The following is a 24,965-nucleotide window of genomic DNA, read 5'->3' as shown; positions in this document are numbered from 1 at the left end:
CACCCACACGTGATGCAAGCCGGGCCCCCTTCCCTCCTGGGAAGCGGGGCCCGGTCCTTTTCTGGCTCCCCGCCGGGCCGTCACGGGGCCATCACTCCCCCCGCGATAGAGACTCACTCCGAGGCCGGCGGGCTCCACCCGCCCCATCCCCTCAGTGAGGAGCACATGATGAATGCCAAGGCGAAACAGGTGCTGGACGCGGCGCGGGAGCTGGCTCCGGTGGTGTCCTCCCGGGCGGCGGACATCGAGGCGGGGCGCCGGCTGCCGTTGGAGCTGCTCGGCCAGCTCAAGCAGGCGGGCTTCTTCCGGATGTTCGTCCCCCGGAGCCATGGAGGCCTCGAGGTGGACCTGCGCACCGGCATGCAGGTCCTGGAGACCCTGGCCCGAGCGGATGGGGCCACCGGGTGGACGACGATGATCGGCTCGGAGAGCCCCCACCTCTTCTCGTTCCTGTCACGGGAGCGCTTCGATGCCATCTACTCGGGAGGGCCGGACGTCATCCTGGCTGGCGGCTTCAACGCCCAGGGACAGGCGGTAGTGGAACCGGGTGGCTACCGCGTCACCGGGCGGTGGGCCTTCGCCAGCGGCTGCCAGCACGCGGACTGGCTGATGGGCAACTGCGTCGTCCTGCGTGACGGCAAGCCGCTCCCGAGCCCCACCGAGGGCACGCCCCGGATGCGGGCCATGCTCCTGCGGCCCCAGGAGGTGCGCATCCTCGACACCTGGAACGTGCTCGGCCTGAGGGGCACGGGCAGCCATGACCTCGAGATGGAGGGCGTCTTCTGCCCCGAGGAGAACACCCTCGACATCTTCTCCGGCACGTCCCACCTGCCGGGCCCGGTCTTCGTCGCGCCCCTGTTGCAATTCGCGCTGCACATGGCGGCGGTGGCGCTGGGCATCGCCCAGGGCGCGCTGGAGGATCTGGTGACGCTCGTCGGGACGGGCAAGCGGCGGATGTACGCCCGCGCGCCCCTCTCCGAGTCCCCCGTCTTCCAGCTCCAGCTCGGCCGCGCCGACACGCGTGCGCGGGCGGCCCGGGCGCTGCTGCGCGACCTCTCCGAGGAACTCTGGGACGCGAGCACGAACAACCCCGCGGCCATTCCGGCCGTGGCACCACGGGTCTCGGCGGCCCTGGCCTGGGTGACGGAGACGGCGGTCGAGGTCGTGGGCGCGTGCTACCAGGCGGCGGGCGGCAGCGCGCTCAAGGACGGCTCGAGCCTGCAGCGGCGCTTCCGGGACCTGCACACCTTCCGGCAGCACGCGGCCGCGGCGGAAGGCTGGTTCGGCCAGGCCGGGGCCGCCCTGCTCGGGCAGCCCACGGGCTTCTGGACCTGAGCGGCCGGAGCCGCCCGCTCGCTACTTGGAAGCCTGGAGCAGGGGCGCCTTGGTGGGGCGCCCGTAGAGGAGCTGGTAGGTGTTGAACGAGCGCAGCACGCGCTTGATGTAGCCGCGCGTCTCGGCGATGGGCACCTCCTCCACCCACGCGTCCAGCGGCATGCCCGGACGATCCGCGCGCCACCTGTCCACCGCCAGGGGGCCCGCGTTGTAGCTGCCCACGGCGAACGGCGTCTGCCCGGGGAAGCGCTTGATGAGCGAGCCCAGGTAGTGCGCGCCCAGACGGATGTTGAGCTCCGGCTCCAGGAGCGCCTGCGTCGAGGGAGCCTTGAGCTTGAGCTGCCGGGCCACCGCATTGGCCGTGGTGGGCATGAGCTGGGTGAGGCCGAGCGCCCCCGCCCACGAGAGCGCCTTCGGGTCCAACGCGCTCTCCTCGCGCATCAGGGCCTGCAGCAGGTCCGGCTCCACGCCCGCCGCGGCGGTGTGCTTCTCGATGAGGTCGCGGAAGGCGTTGGGATAGGCCACCTCCCACAACGGGCGCGTCTGGGGGGTGATGGGGCCGCTCAGGTCCCGGCGCAGGGCGATGCGCGCCACCGCGTGGGCCCCGCGCTCATCTCCGGACAGCGCCAGCAGGTGCACGATGAGCCGGATGTTCTCGGCCGGGAGGCTCACGCGGTTGATGGCGAGCAGCTCCGAGGACACCGCCTCGGGGAAGCCCAGGCGCAACAGCTCCACGGCGGCGAGGAAGTGCGGATCCTTCTCCATGTCGCCGGCGTGCAGCGGCCAGGGCTCGCGCCGCTCCTGCTGGGAGAAGTCGAGCTGGGGAGCCAGGCGCCGCGTGCGCTCCGCGTCGAGCGTGCCCAGCATCGTGCGCGCCAGCAGGCCGTAGTAGGTGGCGGGGTGCTCCAGCGCGAGCGACTCGAAGAGCGTCGCGGCCTGCTCGGGCTGCTTGCGCTCCTGCAGCGTGCGAGCCCGCCAGTAGCGCGCGCGCTCCACGTCGTTCGTCTCGTCCGCCTCGGCGAAGCGCTTCTCGATCTCCTCGAGGATGGGGATGCCCCCGTCGGCGACCTTGCGCTCGCGGGCGATCCAGTAGTCCTTGAAGAGCGCCTCGCCCAGGTAGTCGCCCTGGGGGTAGAGCATGGCCAGCGTCTTGAGGCGCTCGGAGGCGAGCTCCAGCCGTCCCGTCTTCACGTACAGGTCGGCGGCGAAGAAGAGCGCGTCATCGGCGAAGGAGTGCTCGGGGAAGTCGCGGGCGAGCCGCTCGTACGTCTCGGGGCCGCGCACCTGATCCACGATGGAGCGCGAGGAGCCGAGCACGTAGAGCACGCGGGGCAGCAGCTCGCGATCCTGGCACTTGTTGGCCACGGGGGTGAGCGCGGCGATGGCGCTGGTGTGCTGGCGCTCCTTGCGCAGGGCCTTGCCGTAGGCGAAGTGGGCGCGGCAGGCGAGCGCGTCGGGGAGCACGAGCTTGGGCAGGAGGGGCTGGAGCAGTTCCAGACCCTGGCGGTTGCGGTGCAGCTCGATGAGCTGCTCGGCGCGCACGACCTTCATCTCCAAGGGGGGCTGCTGGCCCTTGAGCCGGGCCTGGGCGACCTGCGCCAGGGGGGTGAGGGGGTGGCGGGCCCACAGGCGCCAGAGGAAGTCGCGCTCGCGCGCCTTGTCCTTCAGGTCCACGGCGAGGTCGGCGCAGGCCAGCAGGGCCTCGGCGCCGACGTTGCGGCCCCAGGCGGGGGCGACGAGGTTGGCCAGGGGCGCGAGCGCGGTGAGGGCGCCCTCGGCGTCCTTCGTCTTGCGCAGCACGCGGCCGAGCCCCAGGCGGGCATCGGCGTAGAGCCGGGACGACTCGGGCACCTGGGAGAGCATCTCGGCGGCCTCGGGGAAGCGGCCGAGGGCCTCCAGGGCGACGCCGGCGTGGGTGAGGCAGCGGTCGCGCAGCGCGGGGTAGTCCGCGGCCAGGGAGCGCATCTCCTCGGCGGCGCGCGCGTTGTCTCCGGCGCGCACGGCGCTCAAGGCGCGCAGGTAGCGCACGGGGGGAGAGTTGCCCTCCTTCTCGAGCAGCTCGCGGGTGCGCGTGTACTGGCCCTGGTCGAAGGCGGCCTTGGCCAGCGGGAGCGTGCCCTGGGCGAAGTACGGGGCGAGGTCCTCCAGGCCGTAGGCGCGACCGAGGGAGACGGGAAGGGCCAGGGGCGGCGCCGGGGGCGGCTCACCCGGGAAGGCCGGGTTGAAGACCTGCATGTAGCCCGGGGGCACGAGGGACTTCTCCGTGTCCGGGGGGGGCGAGAGCTGGGCCTCGGGGGGCGCGTTGCCGGTGAGCGACCGGGGAGGCGCGGCCGGCTCCTGGGAGGCGGACTCCGGGGGGGGAGACGCCTGGGTGAAGGCCAGCGAGGTGGCGGCGGCGACGGCGAACAGCGGCAGGAAGGCTTTCATACTGGGGGTGCCCTGGGAGATGGACCGGGGCGGCGACAGGAGACACGGGGAAGCAGGGGAAAAATTTCCAGAACGCGATGAAGGTTAGACTCTCGACCCGCCCATGGACATCCGGACACAGAGCGCACTTCTCGCATCCATCATCGGCCTGGCGCTTGGCGTGTCCATGTTGTTGAGAGCCGCACGTCCGCGGGTGCTCACGCTCTACTCCGTCTTCGCGTTGACGTTGGGGGGATACTACCTCTCCACCTTCATCCATGGAGTGTTCCCCTCGGGCCACTACCCGTGGGTGGCGCGGGTGGCGGTGGGAGCCACCATCCTACTGGCTTCGCTCGTTCCTGGCGCGGCCGTCGCCTTCTTCCTCGAGTTCCTCGGCGTCAGCCAGGGTACCCACCTGCTGGGCAGGCGGCTCGCCTTCCTCTCGGCCGTGTTCGGGCTGATGGTGGCGGTGTCCCCGCTGGCCCAGAAGGAGTGGGCGCGGATCGTCGTGGGCACGTGGGTGCTCGGCGCGCTGCTGGCCTCGGTGTCGTTGCTGCTGCGACGAGTGCGCACCACCGAGTCGCGCATCGAGCGGCTGAGGCTGACGTACCTGGCCATTGGCGCCGGGGCGGCCATCCTCTTCAGCGTGCTGGATCAGCTCGAGCGCTACGGGCTGCCCTTCCCCACCCCGCTGGGGCCCGTCTTCACCACGCTCTACCTGTTCTTCCTCGCGCAGACGCTGTTGCGGCTGCGGCTGATGGATCTGCACGAGCTCCTGGCGAAGATCGTCTCGCAGACGGTGCTCGCCTCCATCCTGGCGGTGGTCTTCACGCTGCTGACGATGTGGGTGGACAAGAACAACACGTCGCTCTTCATCTTCAACACGGTGGTGGCGGCGTTCGTGCTGCTCATCCTCCTGGAGCCCTTACGGGCCAAGGTGGAGGAGCGGGTGGTGGCGGTCTTCTTCCGCGAGCGCTTCGAGCTGCTGCGGGTGCTCGGCAGCACGCGGGCGCGCATGGCGGGCGTCATCGAGATCTCCGAGCTGGCGCGGCTGGTGCTCGACGCGCTGCACGAGTCGGGGCGAATCACCCACGCGTCGCTGTACCTCCTGGCCGAGGACCGGCCGGGCTACCGGCTGTTGGACGCGCGGGGGCCGGCGCCGGTGTCGTTCCTGGACACGGGGGCGGCGCGCGGGGTGCTGTTCGCGGTGGCGTCGGGGCAGAAGGCGGTGCTGCTGGAGAACGTGGAGCGGCGCATCGCGGTGATGAGGCAGCAGGCGGTGGAGGGCAAGCGCTTCCGGGACGAGCTCAAGCGGCTGCACGACACGCGCGCGGCGCTGGTGCAGATGAAGGCGGGCATCACGGTGCCGCTCTTGGGCAATGACCGGGTGATCGGCTTCCTCAACCTGTGGGACGAGCGGGTGCCGGAGGCGTACGCCTCGGATGAGATCGCGCTGATGCTGGAGGTGGCCGAGCGGCTGGCGACGGCGCTGGAGAACTCCAAGCTGTACGAGACCATCCGAGAGAGAGATCGCCTGGCGGCGCTGGGCGAGATGGCGGCGGGCCTGGCGCATGAAATCCGCAATCCGCTGGGGGCCATCAAGGGCGCGGCGCAGTGTCTGGATCCGCGGCGGCTGCCGGGCGAGGAAGGAGAGTTCCTGGAGGTGATCGTCGAGGAGGTCAACCGGCTCAACGGGGTGGTGTCGGCGTTCCTCGACTACGCGAGGCCGCTGAAGCAGACGTTCGGGCCCACGGACCTGAACGAGGTGGTGACGCGCACGGCGCGGCTCATCCACAACGAGCTGCCGGCGGGGTTGGAGCTCAAGGTGGAGCAGGAGGAGAACCTGCCGCGGGTGGAGGCGGATGCGGAGCAGCTCAAGCAGGTGCTCATCAACCTGGTGCAGAACGCGATGCAGGCGCTGGGCGGGGAAGCGGGAGGAGGCATCACGGTGAAGACGGTGCGGCCGGACCGCTTCAACGACTTCCGGCACGCGGGGGACTCGTTCGTCGAGCTGCACGTGTCGGACACGGGCCCGGGGATTCCGCCCGAGCAGCACCAGAGCATCTTCGTGCCCTTCTACACGACGAAGCAGAAGGGCACGGGGCTGGGGCTGGCCATCTCGCAGCGCATCGTGAAGAACCACGGGGGGACGCTGTCGGTGCGCAGCAAGCCGGGCGAGGGCGCCACGTTCATCATCCGCCTGCCCGCCCCTCCCCCCGAGCCCACCCAGACCCATGACTCGGGGCTCGCGAACGAGCCGTCCTTTCCCAACGGGAGGCTCGCCGAGACTCCGCCTCCGGATGGCACGCCAACTCCGCCCCGGCATGAGCGCAAGTCCAGGCGCGAGAAGAAGCGCCGGGCGGTCTGAGACGTGGGGGTGAAGGCCAGCATGTGGAGAAGATCTTCGGAATCAGCCATCTCCGGAGCATCTCCTGGCTTCACCACGGCATCAAAGTGTCCCGAAGCGTCTGCCGGATCCTCACGCCCAGGGTCCGAGGAACCGGCTTCCTCGTAGCGGGTCCCTGGCTCCTCACGAACCAGCACATGATTCCGGACGCTCAGGTGGCCACCAATGCCGGCGGTGAACTGGTGGCCAATGCCTGCGGCGACAAGGTATTCGCAAACCAGGGCATCCACATGCCTTTCGAAAGCGCCAACTCAAATATCGGCACAGCCTGGCAGAAGACCCTTACAAAACCCCGCATATCCAGGCAGACACACGAACCATACCAAAGATCCGACCTGCCGCCTCATCACAAACGTGCGCGACCTTATTGGATATAGCAACACGTTGCCGCCGCCATCACCTTGTTGCTGGATGTGTTTATAAGATAGCAACCATAAGCGCCAGCAGAAAGAGATGATTGCGCGAAAGTCGTAGATCCCCCACTCTGAGAACACGCGCCTCCCATTGCATACCATCCCGCCGGACAGCGTGCATAAGTCCATGCACCAGAGGCTGAAACCGGCCCGTTCACAACTCCACACTGAACGATTGCTTTGGGACCAGGAGGGCCTTGGGGTCCGGTCTGACCGGTATCGCCCTTGGGACCAATGGCGCCCGTCAGCCCTTTCTCGCCTTGAGGACCAATTGGACCTTGCTTGCCCTCGGGACCGACCGGGCCAACGGCACCCGTCGCCCCAGGGTCACCCTTTTCACCTCGAGGACCGGCTGCACCGGTATCGCCCTTGTCTCCCTTGGGACCCGGAGAGCCCTGCGGGCCGGGATCGCCCTTGGGGCCCTGTGTGCCCAGAGTCACATCGAAGGAGTCATTCTGTTCCACGTTGGGGCCGGTCGACATCGTCAGCAGGTAGGAACCGGCTCCCAGGAACGATAGAGGCACGGAGATGATGACATTAGAGGTGTCGTAGGTCACGACCCCCACTCCCGTTCCCATGAACTGGACGACGGGCGGGACACCAGAGGCAGTGGCGAGGTTTCGACCATGGATGGTCATCTGGCTCAAGGCGTAGTTCACCTCCACCTTCGTGATAACCAACTGCGTCTGGGTGTCCTGCGCCTGTACCTGTGCCGGAACCGTGAGTCCCGCCATCACGCTGGTCAGCACACCCAGTCTCGTGGTCATGGACGACATGCGCAAGCGGGCAGCCAACGTCCTACTGATGAAAAACCTCAACATGAAGTGAGCTTGTCTCTTTTGATGTGTGGAACTGCGACACGCGCGAAGGCGCAATCGCTGGAATCCAGCTTATAGTAAAATCCCTGCCTTCAAAGGGGCGCCAGGGACTACCGTTTCAGGTTGGCTGCTCCTCGAACGAGCAGTTGAACGAGAGGTGAGCAAGCCCGCGCCTCGAGAGGGTGTCCGGAGAGGGTGTCATAACGGAAGTCAGTTAAATGTGGATCTTCTGTAGCCGAAATGGGCGTTCCCGCCGTGGACGGGAGGGTCTCCGATGAGAGATGGGGAGCGAGAAGCCGATAGAGGCTGTCGCTCTGGGAAGAGACCAGGTCGCGGAGTTGCAGTACGTGCCGCCCCTGCGGTGCTGGAGGGGGAGGCGGGGCGTGGCGGGGCCAAGGCTGCGAGAGGTGCTGGGGCGGGTGTTGCGCATCCAGAGGCTGAGTGTGCAAGGGGCCCGGCTGGAGGCCAAGGGAGTGGTGGTGGAGGTGCGCCCGTGCCAGCGCAAGCCGCGCTGTGGAGTGTGCGGCCGGCCCGCCCCCGGCTACGACGCGAGCCCTGGGCGGCTGTGGCGGCACCTGGCGCTGGGACAAACCATCTTCTGGCTGCATTACGCCCCGCGCCGTGTGCACTGCCGCGAGCATGGGGTGAGAGTGGAGCGGGTGCCCTGGGCGGCGCACGACTCGAGAGACCCTCCCGTCCACGGCGGGAACGCCCATTTCGGCTACAGAAGATCCAGAAGAGGGCGGCCACCTCGGCCACGCACTGACTTGAAGCCGTAGTTTGTAACGCGCCATGGAGGAGCTGACATCCCTCTCAAGCATCAAGCCAGAAGCGACTGCCTCCACCAACGCTCGGCCTCGGCCTTCAGTATCCCCGATGAAAGTTAAATGTGTGGATGCGGGTCGGTTTAGTGAAAGACCAAACTGTAGTCGTAGCTGGTGCTAGCGTTGCCGGTGTGGGCTCCACCGGCGGGGCATACCGAGCCAGGATTTCCTCCGTTTAGCAGGCGAGCAAGAGAGCGGTGCTTCGGCTGATTGGTGCAAGAAGTAGGACCCGCATGCTTACTTCTGCGGTCATGCGCAAGCCTCGCCTTGATGACCAGCAAGTCCATGCCTTCCTGGAGTCGCTCTTCGAGGAGGACCTGCACGCCAAGCGCGTGCTGTCGCTGGCCTATGCCGTCCTGGGTGTCATTCACGCGGCCAGTCTGGGAGTGCATCTCATCGGCAAGGCCCTGGCGTGGGCGCGAGGCACGAAAAGCAAGCATGGCGTGAAGCAGGTGGACCGGCTCTTGTCCAACCAGGGAGTCAACGTTTGGGAACTCTTCGCGCAATGGGTGCCCTACGCCTTGGGTCAGAGGAAAGAGGCCGTCGTGGCCTTGGACTGGACGGACTTCGACGCGGATGGACAGACGACGCTGGTGGCGTCCTTGGTGGCCAGCCATGGGCGAACCACGCCGCTGGTGTGGCACACGGTGGAGAAGTCCGCCCTGGAGGGGATGCGCAACGAAACAGAGGATTTCGTGCTCCATCGACTGCGACAAGTCGTGCCCGAGGGGGTGAGGCTCACGGTGCTGGCCGACCGGGGATTTGGAGACCAGAAGTTCTACGCGTTGCTCGAGCAGTTGAAGTTCGACTACGTCGTGCGCTTCCGTCAGTGCATTCAAGTCATGGATGAAAAAGGAGAGAAGAAGAGCGCGGGCGAATGGGTGCCCGAGTCGGGGCGGGCGGTGAGCCTGCCAGGAGCAAGGGTCACCCAGGACGAGACGTCGGTGGGAGCGGTGGTGTGCGTGAAGAAGAAAGGAATGAAGGAGGCGTGGTGTCTGGCGACCAGCTTGAAAGAGTCGACCGCGGCCTTCGTGGTGGGGCTGTACGCCAAGAGGTTCCGGACGGAAGAAACCTTCCGCGACATGAAGGATTTGCGTTTTGGAATGGGCCTGTCGTGGGTCCGGGTGCGCTCGGCGGACAGACGAGACCGGCTGCTGCTGGTGAGTGCGCTCGCCTGCGCGCTCTTGACGCTCCTGGGGACAGCGGGAGAGAGCTTGGGAATGGAGCGCTATCTCAAGGCCAATACAGCGAAGACGCGCACCTACTCGCTCTTCCGTCAAGGCTGTGAGTATTACCAAGCCATCCCCATGATGCCGGAGGATCAACTGGTCCCCTTGATGGAGCGATTCGCTGAGTTGTTGCGCGAGCAGCCTGTTTTCCAGGAAGTTTTCGGCCCAATATGAGGGGATGGCTCAGCCCCAGGGCTCCTCCGAGTCCAGCTGACGACCAGGAAGCTTCAAGGGAGGAGGCTGCGCCTGGGCAACGAGGACACTCAGGAGCACCAGGACAAAACCCACCACACTCCAGGTGCTCCGCCTCCTGCGTCCACACTCGTGTCTGCTCAACATGCTCTATTGCCGCTCCAGTTCCCCGTCCCAATCCGCCAGCAATCCAGACACCGCGTAGAGGCAGGCGCTGGAACAACGCTCGAAGTCCTTTGGAGGGAGCGCGGCGAGGTGCTCGCGCAAGAAGTCCGGGTCGCTGAGCACCTCGCGGTGCTTCAAGTCGTGTTTCAGTTCCAACAAGACGGGAATGAAGCGGAGCACGACCTCCATGCACTCTTCCCGGGTGGCGCGCGCCATGCGCTCCACCGTCAAGGCCAGGTGCTCGCGCACCGAAGCGGGGCCCCCGGGGCACCACGCCTCCAACGTCTTGCGGTAGAGGTAGTCCATGAGTTCTTCCAGCGAGCAGTCCCGCCACTGAAACGCCCAGAACGCGTAGCGCGGGGCCTGGAGCACGTCCCAGAAGCGCAGCAACGCCGCGAGCCGTCTGGCCATGCGCTCCGCGCTCTCCGGCGGAGACGGAGAGACCGCCTGGAAGAGAGCTCCCCAAGGAGTGCTCAGGCAGAAGGCTTCGAAGGACTCCTCCATTCGCTGGCGCTCCTCTTTCGGAGCGCCGTCACTCAAGCTCATGAAGACATTGATGAAGAGGTGCACCTGCCAGCGAGGATGGAGGTTGACGTCGAAGTGGCCCACTGGGTCCATGACCAGCAGCTCGCCGGGCGGCACCGGGAGCATCCGCCGGGGCAGGGAAAAGGCACCCGTCTCGAGGTACTCCCGCGCCCAGCTCTGCCCCTGGGTTCTCACCTCGCGGATGATGTTTTCGGTGTGGCCGTAGAGCATCTCCGGAAGCTCGAGCACCGGGAACTGAGGTGTGGTCATGGCACCGACCCTACTACAGAGGTCACATCCACCTCAAGCGCCAGGGCACAGGCATCCACCGCAGCCCAGCGCCGTGTCATCCAGCTCCGGCTCCGCCGAGTAGCACCGCCTGGAACATCCTCAACAGCCAGCCCATCCCCCTCCCCCGCATGCACTCCGCCGAACCGGATGCACCCCGTGGGCCAACTCCAAGTCCTCCGTTCTCGCGCGCGTCCCTCATTTCGAGTCCTTTGACACCGTCTCCGGGTGTGCTGAGGATGCTTGTAACGTTGTAGGATGGGATACATGTGTTTCCCGCACGCCATGAGGGGCGCTGCTCTCTTGTGTCTGCTGCTGACCACGTGTGCCTCTTCGGCTCCCGCTGTTCAGGGGGACGAGGAGCCATGGGAGGCCGTGGTTTCGTGGGAAGAAGCCCGCGAGGACGCGAGCTGCGGTGCATCCCCTCGCGCGAACCCTTTGAGAAGCACCACATCTTCCCGCAGGAACCGCTCCTGGCGGGTTGGTTCAAGCGGCAGAGTATTGATATCCACGCCTTCACCATCAGGCTCCCCAGGAGCTTTCATTCCTGGTTGCACTATTGCCAGGAACGATGAAGATGCCATGAATTACTTCAGGATGAAGGAAGACAGAGCGGCGGGCTATACAGGCTTCGTTGATGCTGCCCATCGTTGGGGGCTTCCTGGCATTCACTGCCCCGTGTGCAAGTCCACTTGGAGTGGAGGAGCCAAGGTATATCCCTCGGTGGATCTGACGCCAGTGATTGCGCTGGCTGACTTCGAGGAAGCGCGCACCGAGCCCATCGAGGAGTATGAGCGGCTGAGTGAACTGGTCCGTCCGCTGTTGCCGCCGGGAGCCCAATTGGAACCTGGTGCGACATTCGGGCCGCTCGTGGGTAAGGCACAGGGTCGTTTCGGGCAGTTCGTCTCCAACTACTCTTTCTTGATCCTGATTCGCCGCGAGGCGTACGAGCAGCTTCAGTCCGAGCCCCTGCGCGGACTCAAGGGGTGCCGGATGGAGGTGCGCTTTCGTCAGCGCAATCCTCCCGAGTTGCTCGAACTGGAACTCCTCCCCAATGGACGCGTACATCCAGACTGCCTTCCGCCGGACCACAAGCCCCCATGCCCTCGCTGTCATCGCCGGGGCATTCCACTCCCCAAGGACCTCCTCCTGGACGCCACTATGCTCCCCACCGAGCTGGACCTTTTCCGCCTGGAGGACTTCCCCACGGTGGTGGTCTGCACCGAGCGCTTCGTCGAAGCCTGCCAACGCCTGGGGCTGGATGGCCTCGCCTTCACGCCGCTCCCAGTGCGCTGAGGACAGCCCACGATGGGACGAGGAACCTGTCCCACGCTCCTGCCTGCTGCATCTCCACCCGAAGCGGACCAACAACCACTCCACAGGACCTGTAGTTCACCTTGACTTGTTGGGTCAAATCCGTTCCGCTGGTCGCTGACTGGAGAGGGCGCGCACGTGGCGAATGACCAGAATGGCAAGGACGGTGGACGGGGGCGGTTTGAACGGGGCGCGGCCTACGACGAGGTGGGGCCCGGCCTGGGCCGCCTCCACGACGCGTGGGACGTGGAGACAGGGCGGCCGGCCTTGCAACTGCTGCCCACGGAGCGCGTGGACTGGCAACCCGAGGGGCCCTGGCGAGTGTCCCTCCTGTGCGAGCCTCATCCCACCTCGGTGACACTGAGGGTGGAGGAGACCCCCCCGTCCGTGCCCGTCTCGGAGCTGGCGGACATCCTCGTGCTCACGACCGCCGCCGTCACGCGAGTGGAGAACAGTCCCCGTCTCCGGGAGCACCTCGCCTCGGGCCTGTCGCTCCCACCAGTCCCACCCAGCTCACACCGGAGCCCGGGGCACACCGTGGCGAACTGGACGGGCCTCTGGCTGGGTCTGGGCTTCTGGCTGCTGACGAGTCTCTCCGAGTTCCCCCGTCCTCCCGTGGAGGAGACACCCGACGTCTTCTCCCAGGAGGACGCCTCGTCCCTCGTCGACCTGGAGGCGTCCGACCCGGTGGCCCTCACCTACCCCCTGCCCGCCAAACCCTTTCGCAATCAGGCCGTGCCCCCCTGCAAGATCAACAAGGGCGCGGTGGAAATCAAGGGCGGGTGTTGGGTGGCATTGGAGCAGAAGCCTCCCTGCTTCAGCGATCAGGCCGAGTACCAGGGCAAGTGCTACCTGCCCGTCGCCAAGCCCCAGCGGCTGCCGCAATCCGCCGCTCCTTGACGGAAAACATGAGGCCGGAGGCCAGAAAATGGATGCGGCGTGAGCGAACTCAGCGGGCGTACATTTCGCCGGGTGAATAGGCAGCACGGATCCACGACGCATCCGTTCCAATGGAATTGACCTGGTACTTGATCCACATGTACCCATTCAATCCCCATTTCACCCCCCAGGAGTTGCGAACCAGCCAGGCCCCCTTCTCATCGTCCCAGCCGACGATGGCGACCGCGTGATTGGCCGGCCCTTTTTCGTCCTGATTGAACACGCCCTCCGCGTAGGCCTGCATCGCCAGGGTAGCTCTCACCGCGCTGACGATGGGGCCGTATCTGCAAAGGGATTCCTTGATCGCGGGAGTACTGGGAACCACTTCCTCGGCATTGACATAGCCCCAGGACAGGGCACGCATCTTCCCCGAGGGAGGGATGCAGTCGGAACGTTGGCCGAGATAGGGCTCGACCTCGGCGCCCACGGCCCCCTTGTTCGTGAGGACCTTGTAGGCGTCGATCACCAGTCCCCCGTTGCAATCGCTCGATTCCGAGGCGCAATTCAAGACGTTCTGCTCCGAGACAGGGACGTACTTGCCATGTTGGACGGAGTAGCTCCCCTCGAAGGCAGCGGCGGCGGCGAAAGCCCAGCAGGAAAAGCATTGACTGCCTTGATCTCGGATGTTGCCAACGTGACCCTCGGTCCGCCAATCCCACTGGGCCGCCTTGGGGTCACATCGGGTATTCCACGGCCCGTTGAGGGGTTTGCTCGCGGAAACGGGCTGAATCCTGGATTCCTTCGTTTGCTCACGCGGCTGCCGCGAACTCATGGTCCTGAGCGGAATCCGTGGGGGGGAGATGGAAGAAACTCCTTGGAGAGTAGTCTCCGCTGTGTCCAGGCTATTTCGCCGCGACCGCGAGCTGGACGCTGAAGGTCTTCTCGGCGTTCTGCTTCTCCCAGGGTCTGGCCTTCTTGAACTCCAGACTCACGTCCCCTTTGGACACCGCCTTGAAGCGAAAGACCTGGACTTCACGCAGTCCGACCCTGCCCGCGGAGCTATTCTGGGCTTGAGTCTGGGGCTGTGCCACTTCAGAGCCCAGAAACTCCAGGTTGACGGGAGTGGCGCCAACAAGGTGCCAACTCGAGCCCGAACTCATGTGGACATTGAGGCTGACCTTGACGGTGTCTCCAGCACGGAGCTTGACCGGGCGTGTCGTCGTCTCGTCCACGCTGACCTCCGTCTCGTCCACGCTGGCTTCCGGTGGATTGCTACAGGCCAGCAGCAGGAGCGCGGGAAGCGCGACTCGAAGATGTCGAAAACCCTTTTTCATCCCGACTCCGGTCGTGTTCAGTGCACCACCACAACAGGGATGGAGGATTGTCGCGACGACACAGAACGCGGTTGCGTCTTTCCCCCTGCCCCTGGGCTCTCAATAACTTCAAGGGTTTACCAACATCCCTGCCCCTGCCACAACCCATACGAAACCCGTATACCCGGATAGACCAGCTTGATTGGATGAATTGGTCAAGCATGCACCTGGTTCCTGGCTCTCCGCAACTGGCCTGCTCCGGTGATTCACCAAATAGGGTCAACCTGCCAACATCCCGGAGAGCGTGTCTCGGAGAGGGTGTCAAAGAACTCGAAGGCGCTCGGGCCGGGTATGCGGATGCTGGGCCCTCACGGCTCTTGCCAATGCCCGCCAGACTCCAGGTGCTCCGCCTCCTGCGTCCACACTCGTGTCTGTCCAACATGCGCTATTGCCGCTCCAGTTCCCCGTCCCCATCAGCCAGCAATCCAGACACCGCGACGAAGCGGCGGATGTGCTTCACCAGTGCGTCCGGCGACTCGAGCATCGGCAGGTGCCCCGTGGCCGGCAGCACCTCCATCCTCGCCCCCTGAATCCGCGCCACCACCTCGCGCTGGAGTACGTCGACCGGCTCGACGTGGTCTGCCTCGCCGACGATGACCAGCGTCGGCACATGGATGCGCTGGAGGTCGGCGGACACGTCGTCGAGCATGGCGACCTCGGTCCAACCGGCCCGTGCCGGTGGCGCCCCGCGCAGGCTGTCCTCCATCACACGCGAGCGCTGCTCCGCCGACAGCGGCCGGCCCGCCATCACGCCGATCGCCTGCTCGACGCCGGCCGGCGTCTCGTAGAGGTGGGTCATCGACCGGCGCGCCTCCGCGGGCACCCCGAGCGGCGTCGCGGGCGCGGGCGCCACCAGCACCAGCGCGCGCAGCCCGGCCGGCCGCCGAGACGCCACGAGCTGTGCCGTCTTGCCGCCCATCGAGTGCCCGACCAGCACGTAGTCGTCGAGGCCGAGCGCGCCGATCACCGCTTCGCAGTCATCGGCCAGCTGACGAATGTGATACCCCTCCGGCGTGGGTGCCGCCTCCGAGTCACCCCAGCCCCGGTGGTCGTAGGCGATGCAGCGATGCGAGCCGCGCAGCTGTTCGATCACCTCTCGCCATGTTCTCGAGGAGCCGCCCCAGTAGTGAAGGAAGACCAGCGCCGGTCCCCCGCGTCCCTCGTCAGTCACGCTCAGCCGCAGCCCATTTGCCTTGATGTGCACGTACCTACCTCCTGCACATCAAGCTATTCCCCGTGGCTCCATCCATCATCGGCGCTCTGGTTCCGAGACTCCGCACTGCGAGTGCATAATCGGCGAATGGACCAGGTTGAGAGCATGAGGGTGTTCGTGCAGGTCATCGGCAGCGGCAGCTTCGCCGGCGCCGCGCGGCAGCTGCGCCTGTCTCCCGGCATGGTCGGCAAGCACGTCCGAGCCCTCGAGGATCGCCTGGGCGCGATGCTGCTGCATCGCACCACGCGCCGGCTTCGGCTGACCGAGGTCGGCGAGCGCTACTACCGTCGGTGCACGGCAATCCTGGCGGACATCGACGACGCCGAGCGCGAGGCGCGCGCGCGCCAGTCCACACCGCGTGGCCTGGTCCGCTTGAGCGCACCGGTGTCGTTCGGCGTTCTCCACCTCGCCGCGGCGCTGGGCGACTTCGTGGCCGCGCACCCCGCGGTCACCCTCGACATCGGCTTGAGCGATCAGTTCGTGGACCTGGTGGCCGAGGGCTACGACCTGGCACTGCGCATCGGGCAGCTCGGCGACTCGAGCCTGATGGCGCGGCGGCTGGCGCCCTGCCGCATGGTGGCGTGCGCATCGCCCGAGTACCTGCAACGGCACGGTGCCCCCGAGTCACCGGAGGCGCTGGCGCGACACGACTGCCTGTACTACACGGCGACGGCGGGGCCGGGCCGATGGCGCTTCGTGCACAAGAAGCGCGTGCACGTCGTGCAGGTCACCGGCGGTGTCATCGCCAACAACATGGACCTGCTGCGTGTGCTCGCCGTCAGCGGGCGCGGCATCGTCCTCGGGCCCACGTTCGTACTCGGCGCCGACCTCGCCTCCGGACGCCTGGTGCCGGTGCTCGACGGGTACGAGCAGCCCGCGCTCACCATTCATGCCGTCTATCCGCCCGGCCGCAACGTGCCGGCCAAGGTGCGTGCGGTCGTCGACTTCCTGGCCACGCGGTTCGGACCCGAGCCGAGCTGGGATCGCTGGCGCGGCCGGACCTGAGTGACGGACGTCTCCTGGCCACCAGAAACTGCGAAACTCGAACTTATGGGCAGCGTTCAGATTGCCCGTGTATCGGGGGGAGGGGTCTCTTTCCAACGCGTAGAGTTTCATGCGGGCGAGTCCGAAGTTCAAGGAGCGAGGAGTTGGAGTCCAGGGGCGGGCACCGGAGCGTGGTACGGCCTGATGGGACCGGCGATGTCGAAGCGCAAGGCCAGCTCGAAGGCCTTACGGATCAGGACCTCCCGTGGCACATAGCCTGGATTGGCATTGATGTATTGCCGCCACGCCTGATTCCATGGGCCGCCATTCGCTCCGTGATGGATATGCGCAGGTGCACGTGCTCCGGGATCCGCATCGTCCACTCGAGGAGCGAGCACGACGCACTGGTCGGCATCCGCGTCGTCGCAGGCGGTGGTGTCGTCAGGCTCGGTGCCCTCCAAGGCGGGTTGGGGAGGTGGCGCACGCGGCCAGCACCAGCGCGGAGAGGAACAGCGGCAGCAGGGGTCGGGGCCGGGGGGATTGGGTCATACAGCGCCGAGATTCGAAACCCGGAACCGAGCGAGGACGCGACCCGACCCGGACAGATGCATTTGCCGATTTCCGGGGGTTAATGTGCCAGGCGAGCACTTCAGCCCTGGGAGACAACTGACACATGCGAAAATCCAAGTTCGTCCTGACGGTGGTGTCCGCCGCCCTACTCGCGCTCGCTTGCGGTGGCGGCGCCCCGCCGGGTGCTGGCAATCCTCCCGGGACGGAGTTCCCCGTGGACCCGGCCGTGCTCGCGGCACAGCCCAAAGCCTCGAACACGCCGATGGACGAGATCGTCACCCGGCAACTGCTGCCGACGATTGATCGCCTGTTTGACCAGGTGCGCGCGCAGGGACTGGACACGGAACTGCAGGGCGTGAAGGTCTTCGCTCCGAACAGCGGCGACAAGTTCCTGCCGGGCAAGGTGGCCATCGGGTTCTCGTACCTGCTGCTCAACGCATCGCCTTCGGACGCCAGGTACCAGACCTACCTCGACGGCTACCGCGCGATCTCCGACATGACGATCAACGTGACGAACGAGACCTGGGGCATCTACTACTACCTCTCGGCCCTCTGGAAGCTCAAGAAGGCGGGCTACCTCGACAGCGCGAACCCGGCCGTCAGCGCCGCCACCCTGGACAAGCTCAAGACCCGGCTCGACTGGCGCACCTTCGTCAACCCCGATTACACGTTGATCAATCTGCCGACCAACTACTACGGCGTCGCTTTCAGCGTGGCACGTCTGCGCTACCTGCTCGGCTGGGAAGGCCCCGAGGCCAGCGAGGCCCTGCTGCAGAAGATGATCAACCACTACAAGACCTTCTCGGCCTTTGGCTTCTCGGACGAAACCGATGGCAGCGGCCGCTTCGACCGCTACAGCATCCTGCTCATCGGCGAGATCGTGCAGCGGCTGATCGAGACCGACATGCAGGTCGCGCCCGAGGACCTGGCCGCGCTCAAGGGCTGGCTGCGCCAGTCGGTGGATGTCATCAAGATGCGCCTGAACCCGGCGGGCAATGGCATCGACTATGGCCGCAGCCTGAGCGCCTACGCGGACACGTCCTTCGCCGAGGTGCTCTCGGCGGCCGCGCACATGAACGTGCTGACGGCCGAGGAAAAGGACATCGCCTACGCCTTCGCGACACGCATCACGGCGAAGTACGCCGAGTTCTGGTACGACGCCGAGACCGGGTCGCTCAACATGTGGGACAAGGGCCGCCGCACCGATGGCTACCGCGGCAAGGCGCGCATCCTGGGCGAGAACCTGAGCCTGTCGCACCAGTTGCTCTACACCAACAACCTATGGAAGGTCAGCGGCCATGCGCAGAAACCGCCGGTGTCGACCCGCGCCTTCATCGACTACCTGGACACGTTGCCGCGCACGGCGCTCACCCGGTTCGCCGGCTTCGACGGGCAGTCGGCCACCTACGACCGCGGCCTGGTCACCTACCGCGACGGCCTGCGCATCATCAGTCTGCCGGTGGTCAACGGCGCGGCCACCTACCACCGCACCAATCCGTACTTCGCGATCCCGTATTCGTACAACATGCTCTCCGGTGTGGCCGACACTCAATGGCCGCAGTTGCAGCCGATGTTCACCCTGGCCGATACGAGCACGGGCACGCCACAGGCGCTGATTCCCGCGGCGTACCAGAAGAACCTGCGGACGCAGGAGTCCGCGGACGGCAAGGTGTTGCGGGTGAGCTACGAGCAGGACGCCATGGACCGCGTGACCGGCACCGGCAGCGGGGGCTCGCCGTTCAAGGACAAGCGCATCACCTCCACCACCACCTACACCTTCGAACCTGGCCAGATCACACGCGAGGACACCTACACACCCAATGGCGCCCTGAGCCTGTCGAAGATCGAGCTGGAGTTCGGCTCGTTCTCCGACGGCGTGAGCACCAGCGGCGACAAGCGCTTCAGCTACGCCAGCGGCGATGTCTACGCCTTCGAGGTGGAAGGTCTGCAAGACTGCACCGTGGCCGACGTGCGCGGCGACGCGGACTACAACACGCCCGGCGGTGCGCTCCAGACCAGCATCCGCTGCTCCACTCCGGCCCAGACCTTCAGCACGCCGCTGACCATCAAGTGGATGCTGAAATACCACTCGCCCGGCGTGGCTTCGCTCGCGCCGCACTGAGTTTCAACCCCCAACTCCTCCTTCCCCTGGGAAGGTGTCAAAAGACTCGTTCCGACACCTCGTTTCCTACGAATCGTCTGACACCATTCCGGAGGCCTTACGGACTAGTGAGGCGCAGCAGGTGGAGGTGCGCGCCACACCGTCGTGCGTGGAAGTGCTGCTGGGCGGCCGGCGCGTGGCCAGCCACGTGCGCAGCGAGGAGCGCGGACGCTTCACCACACAGGCCGAGCACATGCCGGCCAACCACCGCGCGCACGCGCAGTGGACGCCGAGCCGCATTTTCTCGTGGGCCGCCACGCTGGGCCCCAGCACGGCAGGGCTGGTGGAGGAGGTGATGAAGCGCCGGCCCCAGCTTCCGCTCCGCCCTGGGCGTCATCCGCCTGGCTGAGCGCCACGGGCCGCAGCGCGTGGAGAAGGCCTGTGCGCGGGCACTGCGCCACCGCGCCTACAGCTACAAGTCCGTGGCCGCCATCCTCCAGCACCACCTCGAGGAGGTGGAAGCGAAGCACGAGGACAAGGGGCCGCAGCCCCAGCACGAGAACGTGCGCGGCGCCGACTACTACCCGTGCGCGCTCGGGCAGAAGGCCTGCCGCGACGGCTACGGCGTGGTGTACCGCCGGGCCTCGCGTCTCTTCGACGAGCTGGCGCAGGCTCGCGCCGACGGCATCCACCCGCAGTTGCTGCGCAGAGGCCCAGGTGCTGATTCTGGACGAATTCGGCCTGGAGCCGCTGGGCTCCAGCGAGCGCAAGGAGCTGCTGGAGGTGCTCGAGAACCGCTACGGCGTCGGCGCCACCGTGGTGACGAGCCAGCTCGAATCCAAGGACTGGCACGCGGTGATTGGCGACGCCACCCTGGCCGACGCCATTCTCGACCGGCTGGTGCACAACGCTCACCGCCTCAAGCTCTCGGGCGACTCGGTGCGCCGCCCGGATGGGAATTTGACCCGGGGGCCAAGAAGGGGGCGAAGTGAACCGCACCCAGCGTCGCTGACGCTCCGACTGTTTCTCATGGCCGGAACGAGTGTTCCACTTCGCCGGAATACGCACCTGGAAACGGTGGCCGAGCATCTGCACCGCGCGCTGGTACTCGGCCGCCGTGAGGGCCACCACGCACGTGTTGCCGCGCGCCAGGGGACTATCCGCGAAGACAACCACCATGGGCTCGAGTTGGCGCGGAGCCGCGCGGGCCTCCTTCGCCGACGAAGGCCGCCAGCGGCGCTCCTCGGCAACCTGGCCTCCCATAGGGGCCTGCGTCGCGCATGCCGCGTTGAGGAAGAAGAGGATGAGCCCAAAGGCCCCCGCGGGTGCCCCTTGCGACGGGCCCCTCGTCACCTCTCTCCGAGCTTCAAGCTGCGTACCGCCGCCCTCCCCCGCCCCAGGACTTCGGTACTCGTTCGCCATGACGCTAGCCTATCCCCCAGGTGGAACAGCCCTGGAGGATAGGATGCGGGACAGCCACCCATACAGAGGGGAGGACCCGCACCGGCCCGCCAAATGACTCGCCCCCACTTGACGGCGCCCTCCCGCTTCGAGTTGCACTTGTAGGACACGAGCCCGGAGATTCCGCCCGAGCAGCACCAGAGCATCTTCGTGCCCTTTTACACGACGAAGCAGAAGGGCACGGGGCTGGGGTTGGCCATCTCTCAGAGCATCGTGAAAGAACCACGGGGGGACGCTGTCGGTGCGCAGCTAGCCGGGCGAGAGCGCCACGTTCATCCTCAGCCTGCCCGCCCCTCTTCCGAGCCCACCCAGTCCCACAAGCCGGAAATCGCGGACGGGCCGTCCTTTCCCAACGAGGGCTCGCCGAGACTCCGCCGCCGGATGGCACGACGCCTCCCGCGCAGCACGAGCGTAAGTTCAGGCGCGAAAAGAAGCACCGGGCGAGCCCCCGAAGGGTGGGATTCGAGCGGTGCGCTCCCTCCGCGAATCCTTTGACACCTTCTGAAGGCCCATTCATCATCTATGCGTCAGTGAACCATGGTCTTGGAGGTGTACTGATGTTCACCGTGAGAGTATCAGGTGGCTCTGACGGACTTCATATCCCATGGCACCTTCTGTGCGACACGATGCAGCGTTTAGCGCCTACCTCTGTCCCGTTCCACCAACTGTGATCCCAATCCCCTCGGAACGTTCATATGACAAAATCATCCGCCCTGTTGCTGCTCTCCTTCGCCATATGGTCCGCGAGTTGTGCTCCTGCTGACACTGGCTCGGCGCAGTTCTCCGTGTCCGTGCGTCAAGAACTAGTTGACCATATTTCCCGAGTATCTGTCACGTCCAGCGCCGCCGATTTCTCCTCCATCACCCTGGACTTGGCCCCCACAAATGGAAAATGGGGCGGCGTCCTCGGCAACATCCCTGCGGGTAGCAATCGCACCTTCCTCGCACAAGCGTTTGATGCCTCGGGCACCAAGCTCTTCGAAGGGTCCACATCAGGCATCACCATCTCTGCGAACCAGACGACCGAGGTCGTCCTCATCTTGCAACAAGTCAACCCACCGCCTCCGTTCGAGAACGAGGCACCGCTGATCGACTCGTTAACCATCTCGTCCACCACCGTAGCAGTGGGTGGTTCCATTTCGCTGGTGGCCACCGTCCACGATCCCAACCCGGGTGATACGTCATCCTACGCATGGAGTGCCACAGCCGGAACGTTCTCCATGCCGAACGCTCTCTCTACTTCGTGGACGGCCCCCGTGACCACGGGCATTCAAAAGCTCACTCTCTCCGTGACAGACTCAAGGGGTCTGTCCTCCAGCGTGACTCTGACTGTCAACGTCTCCCAAGTAGGGCAAGAGGGAGAAGCAAGTCTCGACATTTCGTTCAACAGCTCGCCCAGGGTGTCCGCCATGAATGCCAGCCCCACGCAACTCTCCATGGGCAACCCATCAGTAGTATCTGTCACGGCTTCTGATCCAGATGGCGACGTCCTTTCATACCAATGGAGCGCAACTTGTGAAGGAGTCTGGAACAACTCTTACTCCCGAACGGCTCAATTCACTCCCTCCGCATCGCCCATTGGCGCTTGTAATAACTGCCAACTGACTGTCGTGGTCTCGGATGGGCGGCAGGGTCAAACCAAGGGCACAGTGGCCATATGTGTTGGCAATGCGCCTGCTGTCGACCACTTCAACCCCGTGATCGTGCGTTCCTATCGTTCCTCGGATACAGCCTCCGCCGGGCAGGAAATCACCTATGAGGTGGTAGCCAACGATCCCGAGGGGTCCGCGCTCACCTACGCATGGACCACTAATACAGGCGCGCTCGCTACTCCGAGTCATGGCGACTTCAACAGCCGCGTGGTTTGGACTGCGCCTTCCTGCGTCAGCCCCGGCGTCTCTCCCACTGTGGTCGCCACCGTCACCAATGGATTCAACTTGAAAGCAACCCGAAGCTTTTCTGTGACGGGACTACCAAATTGTTCGGGGTGGATTCCGACGGGCTCCATGGCCGAGCCGCGTCGAGACTATACGGCGACACTACTGGCAGACGGCAGGATGCTCGCTGTGGGAGGCATGAACGCCACGAATCAACAAATGGCGACCGCAGAGGTGTATAATCCAGTCACAGGTGTATGGACTGCCACGGGTTCCCTGAGTGTGTTTCGTCACAGTCATGCGGCGACACTGCTCCCCAACGGAACAGTGCTTGTCTCGGGAGGAAGTAGATTTGGCGGAGCCAGTGCCAGCGCGGAGGTGTACGACCCTTCCATGGGCACTTGGAGAAACACCACGCCCATGCGCACGCCCCAACACCAGCATACATCGACGCTGCTGGCCAATGGTCAGGTACTCATCGCTGGAGGATGGGTCGCCACCTCGACAGCAGAAATTTACGATCCAATCATGGAAACATGGACTGCTACCGGTCCGATGACGGAGGGCCATCGCATAGCGCCCACGGCGACGTTGTTACCCAATGGCAAGGTGCTCGTTGCTGGCGGAATGCGCCTTCGCAACAACGAATGGGAAGGGATCGCGTCAGCAGAGCAATACGATCCTTATTCGGGCTCATGGAGCGTTACCGGATCCATGTCCACGCTGCGTCGATATCACGCGGCGACGCTGTTGCCCAATGGCAAGGTGCTCGTCACGGGTGGGTATAATACCAACACGGCACTCAGAAGCGCGGAAGTGTATGATCCTTCCTCGCGTACCTGGACCGTCGTGCGCTCCATGGCGGTGCCTCACGTCGGACACACGGCAACGCTGCTACACAACGGCAAGGTACTCATCGCTGGCGGAACCTTTGGATCTTCCGATTCCGTAGAAATCTATGACCCGGAAACGGACACCTGGAGCGTGGTGAATGACATGACTGCCGTGAAGAGAATGGGGCACACGGCGGTGTTGTTGCCCACCGGCCAAGTGCTCGTCGCGGGCGGCTATGGACCCGTCACCTACCTTGCAACGGCGGAATTGTATTATCCCTGACTCCCGGTTTTTGGCTGCGCGAGCTTCGCCGGCCTGCTTTTCTTGATATCAATCTTCGTTCAGTCCGCCAGGAGCGAGTTCGAACCCGGGGAGAGCGCCAGACTCGACTTTCGCTATTTTTGACCAGCCGAGAGCCGTGGTTCATGCGGCTCTCAACTGAGGCCAAGAAGTGGGCAGGGGCAAACGGGCGAAAAAAAGACGCGGGTCCACCCGATCCACCGAGGCGAGCGTACACTGGGCGAGGCGCAGAATGTCAGCGAAGCTGACGGTGCGGCCTTTTCGTCCTGGTTGAACAAGCCAAGACACGCACTTGGTAGCCCGCTGCCCACGGCATTTGCTTCTTCATGGGTTGCACTACCGGCAGTAGCCTCTCCGCGATCCCCTGTACCAAGGCCCGCACCACCTGCGGCTCGGTGCGATTTACCTTGTCGTAGAGCGCAGCCAGTGAGACGGGCAACTACGGGTTGGACTGTGCCGACTGGGAGACGCCTGCCGCCTCCTCAGTGGCAGTCATGTTACCGCGCAGCGTAGATGGGGGAGATCGGCCCGGAAATGGACCGACTGGATGATGGGAGGAGCCGTAGGGGCGTGGAGTGGCCCATCACCCAGCAGGTTCGGGTCAAGCCATGACGGGTGAGGTAGTGCGCAAGGCCCAGGAGGGCGGGGCCGCGAGGCAGGGAGTGCCGCTCCGACGGCCCGGCTGGGGCGCGGAGAAAAAGGAGGCCCGTGACGTGTAGCAGCACGGCACGGGCCAGAGCTCCGCGCAGACATTGGAGAAAGAGAAGCGGAGCAGCCGAGAAATCATCCGAGTCGCGCTGCCAGTCAAGACCTGGAAGCAGGGGCCGCCGGACGTGGAGGCGGTGAGGCCGGGGAGGTGCCCCGGGTGCGGCGCGGCGAGCCGACCGGTGGGAGGGCGGGTGGTGCTGCACGGGCACGGCAAGAGAAGCCGGCAGGTGCTGGGGCCCGAGGAGCCGGGAGGGACGCCGAGGCAGGAGGAGGTGCAGGTGCGGCGCTACCGCTGCCAGGCGTGCGGGGCCACGTGCACGGTGGCGCCGTGGGAGGTGTGGACGCGGCGACTGTACTCGCTGGCGGCGGTGGCGTGGGCCTTGGCGTTATGGGCAGTGGTGGGGCTTGGGCTGGCGGCGGTGCGTGGATGCGTCAGCCCCTGGGTGCACGTGGGAGCCACCTCGGCCCGGCGCTGGCGCACGCCGCTGGCGTGGGTGGAGGCGGTGGAGGAGCGCAGGCTGCTGTTGCGCGTGCGCCCCTGGCCGGCCGGGTGGGCAGCGCGCCGAGCGGCGGCGCACGTGGCCAGCGCGGTGGCGGGCCACGCACCGCCGAGCGCGCCCTCGCCGCCGCTGGCGGTGCAGGCCTTCCGAGGAGCCGTGCACGCTGCGTGAGGGGCGGCGGCGTGGGGCTGGGGCCCCAGGCAGCCCCCACCCGAGAGGTTGCCTCCCCGCGCCGGCTGGTGGCGGGCA

General features: G+C 65.8%; 21 protein-coding genes. 14 read left to right on the top strand and 7 right to left on the bottom strand.

Annotated elements, in window-relative coordinates; all coding sequences use genetic code 11:
• The first annotated feature begins 165 nt into the window (after positions 1-165).
• On the top strand, positions 166-1,335 hold the full coding sequence (locus CYFUS_RS20445) for an acyl-CoA dehydrogenase family protein (RefSeq protein WP_232537678.1): 1,170 nt from the start codon (positions 166-168) through the stop codon (positions 1,333-1,335).
• 21 nt (positions 1,336-1,356) lie between these two features.
• Here CYFUS_RS20445 and CYFUS_RS20440 read toward each other — a convergent pair whose 3' ends face one another.
• A complete protein-coding gene (locus CYFUS_RS20440) occupies positions 1,357-3,762 on the bottom strand; it encodes a transglycosylase SLT domain-containing protein (RefSeq protein WP_095986751.1) in 2,406 nt (801 codons plus the stop codon).
• Positions 3,763-3,865: 103 nt separating this feature from the next.
• On the opposite strand from CYFUS_RS20440, the gene CYFUS_RS20435 reads away from it, so the two are divergent.
• The gene (locus tag CYFUS_RS20435) at positions 3,866-6,109 is read left to right on the top strand and encodes a sensor histidine kinase (protein WP_095986750.1); all 2,244 of its coding nucleotides are present in this window, start codon (positions 3,866-3,868) and stop codon (positions 6,107-6,109) included.
• A gap of 403 nt (positions 6,110-6,512) precedes the next feature.
• On the opposite strand, the gene CYFUS_RS52795 is transcribed toward CYFUS_RS20435, so the two are convergent.
• The gene (locus tag CYFUS_RS52795) at positions 6,513-7,310 is read right to left on the bottom strand and encodes a collagen-like protein (protein WP_232537677.1); all 798 of its coding nucleotides are present in this window, start codon (positions 7,308-7,310) and stop codon (positions 6,513-6,515) included.
• Between the two features lie 452 nt (positions 7,311-7,762).
• Here CYFUS_RS52795 and CYFUS_RS20425 point away from each other — a divergent pair, with 452 nt between their 5' ends.
• Positions 7,763-8,158, top strand: coding sequence for a transposase family protein (locus CYFUS_RS20425; protein ID WP_157758544.1), 396 nt, complete (start codon positions 7,763-7,765; stop codon positions 8,156-8,158).
• Between the two features lie 296 nt (positions 8,159-8,454).
• Positions 8,455-9,606 (top strand): IS4 family transposase, encoded by a 1,152-nt coding sequence (locus CYFUS_RS20420; RefSeq protein ID WP_095992130.1) that lies wholly within the window; start codon positions 8,455-8,457, stop codon positions 9,604-9,606.
• 168 nt (positions 9,607-9,774) lie between these two features.
• Here CYFUS_RS20420 and CYFUS_RS20415 read toward each other — a convergent pair whose 3' ends face one another.
• The gene (locus tag CYFUS_RS20415) at positions 9,775-10,584 is read right to left on the bottom strand and encodes a hypothetical protein (protein WP_095986748.1); all 810 of its coding nucleotides are present in this window, start codon (positions 10,582-10,584) and stop codon (positions 9,775-9,777) included.
• 383 nt (positions 10,585-10,967) lie between these two features.
• Here CYFUS_RS20415 and CYFUS_RS20410 point away from each other — a divergent pair, with 383 nt between their 5' ends.
• The 3 genes from CYFUS_RS20410 to CYFUS_RS20400 all read left to right on the top strand — a co-directional run bounded on the left by CYFUS_RS20410 (position 10,968) and on the right by CYFUS_RS20400 (position 12,816).
• A complete protein-coding gene (locus CYFUS_RS20410; protein WP_095986747.1) occupies positions 10,968-11,177 on the top strand; it encodes a DUF2380 domain-containing protein in 210 nt (69 codons plus the stop codon).
• Between the two features lie 7 nt (positions 11,178-11,184).
• On the top strand, positions 11,185-11,898 hold the full coding sequence (locus CYFUS_RS20405; protein ID WP_095986746.1) for a double-CXXCG motif protein: 714 nt from the start codon (positions 11,185-11,187) through the stop codon (positions 11,896-11,898).
• A 156-nt stretch (positions 11,899-12,054) separates the two neighbouring features.
• Complete coding sequence (locus CYFUS_RS20400; protein ID WP_095986745.1) at positions 12,055-12,816, top strand: hypothetical protein; 762 nt, start codon at positions 12,055-12,057, stop codon at positions 12,814-12,816.
• A 49-nt stretch (positions 12,817-12,865) separates the two neighbouring features.
• Here CYFUS_RS20400 and CYFUS_RS20395 read toward each other — a convergent pair whose 3' ends face one another.
• The 3 genes from CYFUS_RS20395 to CYFUS_RS20385 form a co-directional block, all read right to left on the bottom strand.
• On the bottom strand, positions 12,866-13,627 hold the full coding sequence (locus CYFUS_RS20395; protein ID WP_095986744.1) for a C1 family peptidase: 762 nt from the start codon (positions 13,625-13,627) through the stop codon (positions 12,866-12,868).
• A gap of 70 nt (positions 13,628-13,697) precedes the next feature.
• Positions 13,698-14,048 carry a protease inhibitor I42 family protein gene (locus CYFUS_RS20390; RefSeq protein ID WP_157758543.1) on the bottom strand — a complete coding sequence of 117 codons (351 nt, stop codon included), beginning with the start codon at positions 14,046-14,048 and terminating at the stop codon, positions 13,698-13,700.
• 505 nt (positions 14,049-14,553) lie between these two features.
• Positions 14,554-15,372 (bottom strand): alpha/beta fold hydrolase, encoded by an 819-nt coding sequence (locus CYFUS_RS20385; RefSeq protein ID WP_095986742.1) that lies wholly within the window; start codon positions 15,370-15,372, stop codon positions 14,554-14,556.
• A gap of 114 nt (positions 15,373-15,486) precedes the next feature.
• On the opposite strand from CYFUS_RS20385, the gene CYFUS_RS20380 reads away from it, so the two are divergent.
• Entirely contained in the window at positions 15,487-16,386 is a 900-nt protein-coding gene (locus CYFUS_RS20380) for a LysR family transcriptional regulator (RefSeq protein ID WP_198316649.1), read from the top strand.
• Between the two features lie 128 nt (positions 16,387-16,514).
• Here the strand turns inward: CYFUS_RS20380 and CYFUS_RS54570 are convergent, their stop codons facing one another.
• Complete coding sequence (locus CYFUS_RS54570; RefSeq protein ID WP_420042709.1) at positions 16,515-16,748, bottom strand: DUF2380 domain-containing protein; 234 nt, start codon at positions 16,746-16,748, stop codon at positions 16,515-16,517.
• 290 nt (positions 16,749-17,038) lie between these two features.
• Here CYFUS_RS54570 and CYFUS_RS20370 point away from each other — a divergent pair, with 290 nt between their 5' ends.
• The 6 genes from CYFUS_RS20370 (at position 17,039) to CYFUS_RS20335 (ending at position 24,887) form a co-directional block, all read left to right on the top strand.
• The gene (locus tag CYFUS_RS20370; RefSeq protein ID WP_095986739.1) at positions 17,039-19,057 is read left to right on the top strand and encodes a hypothetical protein; all 2,019 of its coding nucleotides are present in this window, start codon (positions 17,039-17,041) and stop codon (positions 19,055-19,057) included.
• 127 nt (positions 19,058-19,184) lie between these two features.
• The gene (locus tag CYFUS_RS20365) at positions 19,185-19,445 is read left to right on the top strand and encodes a hypothetical protein (protein ID WP_157758542.1); all 261 of its coding nucleotides are present in this window, start codon (positions 19,185-19,187) and stop codon (positions 19,443-19,445) included.
• 308 nt (positions 19,446-19,753) lie between these two features.
• Positions 19,754-20,500, top strand: coding sequence for an ATP-binding protein (locus CYFUS_RS52790; protein ID WP_095986737.1), 747 nt, complete (start codon positions 19,754-19,756; stop codon positions 20,498-20,500).
• Between the two features lie 147 nt (positions 20,501-20,647).
• A complete protein-coding gene (locus tag CYFUS_RS53970) occupies positions 20,648-20,992 on the top strand; it encodes a hypothetical protein (protein ID WP_269770251.1) in 345 nt (114 codons plus the stop codon).
• Positions 20,993-21,282: 290 nt separating this feature from the next.
• On the top strand, positions 21,283-23,490 hold the full coding sequence (locus CYFUS_RS20345; protein ID WP_232537676.1) for a Kelch repeat-containing protein: 2,208 nt from the start codon (positions 21,283-21,285) through the stop codon (positions 23,488-23,490).
• 920 nt (positions 23,491-24,410) lie between these two features.
• Positions 24,411-24,887, top strand: a complete 477-nt coding sequence (locus CYFUS_RS20335; protein WP_198316648.1) for a hypothetical protein — start codon at positions 24,411-24,413, stop codon at positions 24,885-24,887.
• Positions 24,888-24,965 lie beyond the last annotated feature (78 nt).

This window comes from Cystobacter fuscus, assembly GCF_002305875.1.
Classification (GTDB): Bacteria; Myxococcota; Myxococcia; order Myxococcales; family Myxococcaceae; genus Cystobacter; species Cystobacter fuscus_A.
The sequence above is the reverse complement of the archived record's forward strand: the minus strand, read 5'-3'. Positions and strand labels throughout refer to the sequence as shown.

Coding starts and splice junctions, on each gene's coding strand:
- CYFUS_RS20445 (WP_232537678.1), top strand. CDS start 166: ATGATGAATGCCAAGGCGAAACAGGTGCTGGACGCGGCGCGGGAGCTG.
- CYFUS_RS20440 (WP_095986751.1), bottom strand. CDS start 3,762: ATGAAAGCCTTCCTGCCGCTGTTCGCCGTCGCCGCCGCCACCTCGCTG.
- CYFUS_RS20435 (WP_095986750.1), top strand. CDS start 3,866: ATGGACATCCGGACACAGAGCGCACTTCTCGCATCCATCATCGGCCTG.
- CYFUS_RS20420 (WP_095992130.1), top strand. CDS start 8,455: ATGCGCAAGCCTCGCCTTGATGACCAGCAAGTCCATGCCTTCCTGGAG.
- CYFUS_RS20415 (WP_095986748.1), bottom strand. CDS start 10,584: ATGACCACACCTCAGTTCCCGGTGCTCGAGCTTCCGGAGATGCTCTAC.
- CYFUS_RS20410 (WP_095986747.1), top strand. CDS start 10,968: ATGGGAGGCCGTGGTTTCGTGGGAAGAAGCCCGCGAGGACGCGAGCTG.
- CYFUS_RS20405 (WP_095986746.1), top strand. CDS start 11,185: ATGAATTACTTCAGGATGAAGGAAGACAGAGCGGCGGGCTATACAGGC.
- CYFUS_RS20395 (WP_095986744.1), bottom strand. CDS start 13,627: ATGAGTTCGCGGCAGCCGCGTGAGCAAACGAAGGAATCCAGGATTCAG.
- CYFUS_RS20380 (WP_198316649.1), top strand. CDS start 15,487: ATGAGGGTGTTCGTGCAGGTCATCGGCAGCGGCAGCTTCGCCGGCGCC.
- CYFUS_RS20370 (WP_095986739.1), top strand. CDS start 17,039: ATGCGAAAATCCAAGTTCGTCCTGACGGTGGTGTCCGCCGCCCTACTC.